Origin of the sequence: Cognatishimia maritima (assembly GCF_900129685.1) — a bacterium.
GTDB lineage: Bacteria > Pseudomonadota > Alphaproteobacteria > Rhodobacterales > Rhodobacteraceae > Cognatishimia > Cognatishimia maritima.
The window spans coordinates 1-5,819 of sequence record NZ_FQWM01000014.1 but is presented as its reverse complement, the minus strand read 5'-3'; the positions used below and the strand labels follow the sequence as shown (position 1 = coordinate 5,819).

5 protein-coding genes are annotated in these 5,819 nt (G+C 55.1%); 3 read left to right on the top strand and 2 right to left on the bottom strand.

Annotation, left to right across the window (positions count from 1 at the left end):
* Window positions 1-202: 202 nt before the first annotated feature.
* Both BUA39_RS16560 and BUA39_RS16555 read right to left on the bottom strand, forming a co-directional pair.
* A complete protein-coding gene (locus BUA39_RS16560; RefSeq protein ID WP_072794340.1) occupies window positions 203-451 on the bottom strand; it encodes a DUF4242 domain-containing protein in 249 nt (82 codons plus the stop codon).
* Complete coding sequence (locus tag BUA39_RS16555) at window positions 452-3,409, bottom strand: ATP-binding protein (RefSeq protein WP_072794339.1); 2,958 nt, start codon at window positions 3,407-3,409, stop codon at window positions 452-454. It abuts the gene before it with no gap.
* On the opposite strand from BUA39_RS16555, the gene BUA39_RS16550 reads away from it, so the two are divergent.
* The 3 genes from BUA39_RS16550 to BUA39_RS16625 form a co-directional block, all read left to right on the top strand.
* On the top strand, window positions 3,386-4,429 hold the full coding sequence (locus BUA39_RS16550) for a class I SAM-dependent methyltransferase (protein ID WP_207546246.1): 1,044 nt from the start codon (window positions 3,386-3,388) through the stop codon (window positions 4,427-4,429). The two genes, BUA39_RS16555 and BUA39_RS16550, sit on opposite strands and share 24 nt — an antisense overlap.
* 100 nt (window positions 4,430-4,529) lie before the next feature.
* Complete coding sequence (locus BUA39_RS16545; protein WP_072794337.1) at window positions 4,530-5,468, top strand: carbon-nitrogen hydrolase family protein; 939 nt, start codon at window positions 4,530-4,532, stop codon at window positions 5,466-5,468.
* A 25-nt stretch (window positions 5,469-5,493) separates the two neighbouring features.
* Window positions 5,494-5,819: GFA family protein (locus BUA39_RS16625; protein ID WP_084605063.1), on the top strand; the 326-nt coding region annotated here is incomplete at its 3' end.

Genomic DNA, 5,819 nt, shown 5'->3' with positions numbered 1-5,819 from the left:
AGCCCAAATTTCCTAATACTGCACGATCGACGAACGGGTGCGAAGCACACACAGCTGACACTGCTCCTAGTGCGACCTTTACCAAACCAGACCTACACACCCAAGGTCAGCGCGGCGAGTCAGCTCCTCCAAGTGGGCTAATGGCACATCAAACAGTATGTGATCTTCTTGCTTTTTAGGGCCACAGATCGTGCGCATTTTTTCAAACAATAAGATCGGCCGTCCACACGCGCTCAAAATTGGCACCGGCTTCACGCTGGACGTTGCGAACCGATTCAGAATCCCGGGCTTCATACTCGCAAATCATTCTCTTGCGGTCTGTGCTCCAATAGCTTCTGAGCCACGTCACATCGTAAAGGTCGAGGCAAGGAGCCATGAGCTCTTCGGTGGCGGCAAGTTCCTCTTTTGTCAGTGGCGGCTCGAAACTACGTTCGACGATGAATCTGGGCATCTAGAGTCCTTTTCCTTTGGTCATTTTGCGGCGGGATTGATTCGCGGTCCGCGCGATCTGGCGCGCGCGCGCCGTGAGTTTAGAGGAGGAAGACCACTCATCAAGTTCAGCGGGCGTTACCGGGTTTCCAACCTCCTCGCCCAATAGCAATGCAAGAGACTGAGCAAACGCTTTCTCGTTCTTATTCCCGATCTCATTGGCAAACTCATACGCTTTCCGAGCGAAATCAACCGCTCGAGAAGCGTCGCCATTCTTTCGTTCGCGCTCGGCGGCGATGTTTAGAATATAGGCTAGGCGAGACTTGTCGTCGGTGGCTTCGAGAGCCCTTATCGCGGCTGTAAATTCTTGGTCGTTTTGCTGCGAGATGGCAATGATCGCGCGAGACAATGGACCCATGGCCCCCTCTCCAATCTTGGTGGCGAGCTTTCCCAGATCGGTGGCATATCCAATCGCCGTGTCCGTGAGGTTCTGTTCCAGCGCAATCATCGCGGCCCAGGTCAGGCACTTGCATTCACGCCAGCGGTCTTCGATGTCGCTGGCGAGTTCCAGAGCTTTCTCAATTTCAGCCGCGGCGCGGACTAGGTCTCCTTCCCAATAGGCTAGAAGTCCTCGGCTCCAGGATACCTCAATGTCGGAAAGGCCTTCTTGCTGCGCCAACTGATCGGCGTCATGGCTGAGATCGGTGGCCTTGGGGATGTCACGGCCCAGTTCCAGCAAACAACGGGCGGAATTCGCAAGTTGCCTCACCTTTTTTTGCGCATCCATTCGCCTTGCTGCATCAGCGGCGCGTGTCGTTGCCGCAACCGCTGCCTCAAGGTCCCCCAAATCCTGAAAAAGGACGGATAGCAAGTACTCGCCCTGCGCGACCTCATCCGCCATAGCGTGCTGACTGGCTTTGGATATCAGCGATGAGAGGTCGGAGACCAGATTGGGAGCATTACTGTTCGAAATTCCCGAACTTGATAGGACTTGGACCCCCAATAGGGATACGGTCAGACTGATCCGTTCGCTGCCGACATTGAGCTTTCCGGTATGGAACAGACCCTTTCGAGCCAATTCCGACGCTTCGGAATTGGCAAAAGACCTCAATGCATTTTGCCCCGCGATTACTGCCGCGCGAGCGGCGAGAATGTGGTGATCGGACATCGCGCTATGGTGCAGGACCCGAGCGGCCCGGTCAGGGTTTGCAGTCATTTCCATCGCCAGAAGTTCGGCAACCTGGCCATGCATGAGACGCCGCCTTGTGTTCGATAACCTTTCGTAGGCAGCATCTTTTACGAGGTCGTGGATGAACTCAATTGAGCCCGCAGGTAGCGGTCTTATGACCTCGTGGTTTTCAAGTTCTTCGATCACATCTAGAGCTATGTGGATATCCATTCCGGATGCTTCGATCACTATGTCTATTGGAATGCTACGCCCAAAAATAGATGCCCAGGAGGCAAATGAGACTGCCGCCTGGGACAACCGTTCGATGCGGTTGGAGAGAGATTCTTGTAGCGAAACTGTTGTCGGATCATTGTTCGCGCGGGCCAGCTCCATCAAATAAAACGGATTGCCTTGTGCTTCCCTTACAAGGCCACTCACGTCAGTAGCCGGACGCAGCGCGTGCGCTAGTGCACTGGCTTCGATCTCGGATAGCCCGGTCAGGGCGATCCTCTGAGCGTCGCTGCCAAGTCCCGATATTAGCGTCTGCACCGCTTCATTGTCGTCGACCTCACCGGCGCGTGCAGCCAAACAGAAATGCACCTGATCACCGGAGAGATGCCGGATAAGATAGCTCAGCAACGCGCAGGAGGACGCCTCCATCCATTGCAGGTCATCCAGAGCAATCAGGACAGGACCGAGTTGGGATAGATCGGTCAAGAGGTTTCGAAAACCGTCGAACACCTGCTGTTCCGTCAGGGTTTCGGAACTGCCCGACCTGGCATGAAGCATATCACGCAACTTGTGTTGAATATCCGAAACAACCTCAGTTTCGGCCGATTGATCCAGCGCATCCATCCAAACACCGAAAGGGCGCGATCGTTCAACTTCGATCGCACGCGCCGAGAGGCGGCGTGTTCCGTACTCTTTGCCTATTTCGGATAGAAGGGCGGTTTTTCCAATGCCAGGTGCGCCAACGATCAGGGCGACGGCGGGGCTGGAGCCACCGAAGGCGCTCCGGATAAGCCGACGCTCTTCCTCACGTCCGATGAAGCGGGCCTGATCAAACGCATCCGAACCGGAAGCATCACCTTTGGTCTGCGGATTTTCACAAGACGTTTGCAGGTTTGGCGCATGCAGCGGAACGGCTTTGCAGGCCTGATCAAGTGCCTGAGACGGCTCAACCCCAAGCTCCAGCTGAAAGATCTTGCGGCATTGTGCCGCCTGCACCGCCGCATCTTCTGGACGCCCAAGTGCCAATAACAACTCAATAACCCTGATGTGAGCCGGTTCCTCAAACGGATTCATCCCAACAAGCTTGTGTGCGTATTCAAGTGCAGCAGAGGGTTGGTCGCTGTGGCGGGAAATAAGCGTATCAAGGATCTTCGCACGGAGCCTGCCATATCTTGATCTTTCCGACTGACACCATTCGTAGAAACCATAGCAATCTGATAGTTCCAGACCGTTCAGAAACTCACCCCGATACAACATCTCTATGGCAAGCAGTTTATCGGTCGTGTTGCTTTCAACGTCACCGGAAGCAGCATCGATAAGTGCAACGTCCACGTCTATAGCAGCGGCGTTCAATTCCACCGTGTTTCTGTTTGCCAAAATCGTTTCCGGCCCAAGCGTCGTGCGCAATTTGCTCAAGGACCAGCGCAAAGCCCCACGTGGGTCCTCCGCATCTTCCCAAAGCAAATCGCAAAGCTCGCTGCGTGAGTGAGGGCGCGGGCTGGAAAGCAAATACCCCAGCAAGCCACGGGTCTTCTTGGAGGCCGGAAGGTCGACAGCTTGTCCGTTCAGCTTGACTCGCATGTGTCCGAAAAGTTCAGCATGCACGGGAGGCGTTTCTCGATTTTCTTCCCTTGGCTGCAAAATTCCACTTTCTTCAAACGCTGGTTCAAACGATCGGCTGCGATGGTGTCCTGGTCAACAAGTAACACACGGGCTTCCAAACCCGGAAATCGGAGAAACAAAATGACGACAGCACAATTCGACCCCGTAGCATATAAGACAGCAACCACGCAGCAATGGCAAAGCGCCGCCAAAGCTTGGAGCGAATGGGGCGGTACGCTGCGTGAATGGCTTGGACCCGCCACTGAAATCATGATCGACGTCGCCGAGATCGCCAAGGGCGCAAAAGTTCTGGACGTGGCGGCTGGCGCGGGAGATCAATCGATGCAGATCGCTGACCGTGTAGGTTTGGAAGGCTATGTACTGGCCACAGACATTTCTCCAAACATTCTGGACTATGCTGCGGCCAACGCTCAATCCAAGGGCTACGGCCAGATCGACTTTCAGGTGATGGATGGCGAGGATTTAACAGCGCCACCGGAACAGTTCGATGCCGTCGTATCCCGCGTCGGTCTGATATATTTCCCTGACCAGATGAAAGCCCTGAAGGGCATCCGAAAGGCCCTGAAACCGGGTGGCTGGTTTTCCGCGATTGTCTATTCCACACCAGAAAACAACAGCTTCTTTTCCATACCCGTCGGCATCATACGAACTGCGGCGCAATTGCCTTCACCTGCAAAAGGTCAACCCGGACCGTTCAGCCTCGGTCAGCCCGGTGCCCTGGCGGATTTGCTGCGGGACGCTGGCTTCCAACACGTACTCGAGAAAACCCTTTCCGCCCCGCTGGAGCTACCAACCGCGGCCGATTGCGTTCGCTTCGAACGTGAAAGCTTTGGAGCACTTCACGAAATGCTCAAAGGGCTCGACGCAGACGAACAATCTAGGGTTTGGAATGAAATCGAAACCGCACTGTGTGCATTCGAGAACCGCAATGGCTTTTCCGGCCCCTGCGAACTGATCGTCGTCGCCGGTCAGAAGTGACCTTAAACAAAACAACAATACCGTGGTCAGCAAGCCGCATCGCAACATAAGGATCGATGCTCGGGATTACGCGCCACATCGAAAGCAAAGGAAACCCCCAATGACAAAAGTAGCAATCATCCAAGAACCCCCAGTCTATCTGAACCTTTCCGCCACCATGGACCGCGCCGTAGAGCTTGTCGAAAAAGCGGCCCGGGATGGTGCCAAGCTGACAGTGTTTCCCGAAGCCTGGTTTCCCGGCTACCCTACCTTCGTCTGGCGTCTTCCGCCCGGTGCAGGCATGGGCAAAACCGACGATCTTTTTGCGAAATTGCAGACCAACTCAATCGACCTGAGCCAGAACGGTTTCGCGCCCTTGCAAGAGGCCGCTCGTGAAAACGATATGGTGATAGTTGCAGGCTACCAAGAGCTCGACGGAGAGGTTTCGGGATCAACTCTGTTCAATTCTTGCATCACCATCGACGCCGACGGCCGTATCGTGAACAACCACCGCAAACTGATGCCGACCAATCCAGAACGTATGGTCTGGGGTTTTGGCGACGGGTCCGGTCTGAACGTGGTCGATACGGCCGTTGGTCGCATTGGCGCCCTGATCTGCTGGGAGAACTACATGCCCATGGCGCGCGCTGCGCTTTATGCCCAAAACATCGACATCTACGTAGCCCCCACCTGGGACAGCGGCGACACCTGGCTGGCCACAATGCAGCACATCGCCCGAGAAGGTGGTTGTTGGGTGATCGGATGCGCCACGGCGCTGGAGGCATCGGACATCCCCACGGACATCCCGCACTATGACGAACTGTTCCCGAACAAAGACGAATGGGTCAATCCGGGTGACGCAGTCGTCTACAAACCCTTTGGCGGTGTTTCAGCCGGGCCTATGCATCGTGAAAAAGGACTGCTGGTGACCGAAATCGACGTCAGCGCCGCGCGCGCTTCACGCCGGAAATTCGACGCAAGCGGCCACTATGCCCGCCCGGATGTTTTCAAGCTCTCAGTTAATCGAGCAGCAATGCAACCCGTCGCGTTTACCGAATAGCCACAAGGAAAGAAGGAGAAATACCATGTCCAATTCAACTTATAGCGGCCAATGCTTCTGCGGGACCGTAAAATTCATGGTCTCGGGAACACCGGAAGGAATGGGATATTGCCACTGTGAAAGCTGCCGCTCCTGGTCGGCGTCTCCTGTGAACGGCTTTACGCTCTGGGATCCTCAAAACCTAGAGATCACGGAAGGCGAAGGCCATGTTGGCGAGTACCACAAGACTGAAAACAGCCATCGTAAATTCTGCACGAAATGTGGCGGGCACCTCATGACTGATCATCCGGGAATGGGTTTGGTGGACGTCTTTTCGGCAATGCTCCCAGAACTTGAATTCAAGCCCGGATT

Bases quoted from the DNA above. Each gene is read 5' to 3' on its own strand.
- BUA39_RS16560 (WP_072794340.1), bottom strand. From the start codon at position 451: ATGCCCAGATTCATCGTCGAACGTAGTTTCGAGCCGCCACTGACAAAA.
- BUA39_RS16555 (WP_072794339.1), bottom strand. From the start codon at position 3,409: ATGCGAGTCAAGCTGAACGGACAAGCTGTCGACCTTCCGGCCTCCAAG.
- BUA39_RS16545 (WP_072794337.1), top strand. From the start codon at position 4,530: ATGACAAAAGTAGCAATCATCCAAGAACCCCCAGTCTATCTGAACCTT.